This is a genomic window from Micromonospora sp. NPDC005087, assembly GCF_042872965.1.
GTDB lineage: Bacteria > Actinomycetota > Actinomycetes > Mycobacteriales > Micromonosporaceae > Micromonospora.
Window position 1 is genome coordinate 1 of record NZ_JBIALB010000074.1, and the last position, 1,047, is coordinate 1,047.

The following is a 1,047-nucleotide window of genomic DNA, read 5'->3' on the forward strand; positions in this document are numbered from 1 at the left end:
CCTCAAAACCAATACGACCTACGACGAGGCAACCGCCTGGGCACATCTCCAGCCCACTTCTTGACAACCTCAGAACATGGGATGTCTGCCGCGATCCGCGCGCTACCCAGCGTTACGGTGAACCGGCGCGGTCGACGCTCGGACATGCCGATGAGCGGATGGCTGGCTACCGTGGCTTCCCCAGTTCACCATCGCGGGCTCCAGGACCCGAGATGGTACAGATAGGCTGCCGCATGCTCATCAACAAGCCCGCACCGATCCGGGGGGTCATCTTTGACTTCCATGCCACGCTGGTCGAGGGCGGCGACGCCGATCGTTGGATCAGCGCCGCTCTTCGCCGTCTGGCCCAAGACGGAATAGCGAAGCCGGATCTGACTCCCGACCAGATCGGGGGCCTGCGTGAGCATCTCGACCAGATCTGGCAGCATGCCCACACGATCGACCCCCGAAGTGAGCGTGATCTCAGCCAGGATCGTCATCGGGACGTCTTCCACCAGACGGTCGCCGTGTATCCCGGCATCAAGCCCGACCTGATCGGCGCACTGTATGCGGTGATGCCGGATCAGTGGACGCTATACGATGACACGCTTCCTGTCCTTCGGGAACTGAAGTCGCGCGGTGTCCGGATCGTGGTGCTGTCCAACATCGGGCTGGACATTCGTCCACTCCTTGATCGGGTCGGGGTGGGTGAGCTGCTCGACGGCGTGGTGCTGTCGTTCGAGGTGGGTCTGGTGAAGCCCGACCCGGCCATCTACGCCCGAGCGCTGGACCTGCTCGACGTCCCGGGCATCCATGCCTTGATGGTCGGCGACAGCCCCAGAGACGACGTTGGCGGAGTGCCCTTGAAGATTCGAACGTTGATCCTGCCTCGCACTCAAGGACCGGTGCACGGCTTGGGTGCGGTTCTCCAAATGATCGGCAATAGCTGAGGCCATTTGGCGAATGCACTCAACTGCCGCTGACCGTGCGTCCGGCACCGCCCTGTCGTGTCGAGAACAGTGCGTCCGATCTTGAGACGTGCAAAGACGTGCAAAGCTTCGTGGGTGA

Annotated in this window: 1 protein-coding gene; it reads left to right on the forward strand. The window is 62.4% G+C overall.

Annotated elements, in window-relative coordinates:
- Positions 1-233: 233 nt before the first annotated feature.
- Positions 234-929, forward strand: a complete 696-nt coding sequence (locus tag ACFYPS_RS36920) for an HAD family hydrolase (RefSeq protein WP_387331158.1) — start codon at positions 234-236, stop codon at positions 927-929.
- The last annotated feature ends 118 nt before the right edge of the window (positions 930-1,047 follow it).

Bases quoted from the DNA above. Each gene is read 5' to 3' on its own strand.
- ACFYPS_RS36920 (WP_387331158.1), top strand. From the start codon at position 234: ATGCTCATCAACAAGCCCGCACCGATCCGGGGGGTCATCTTTGACTTC.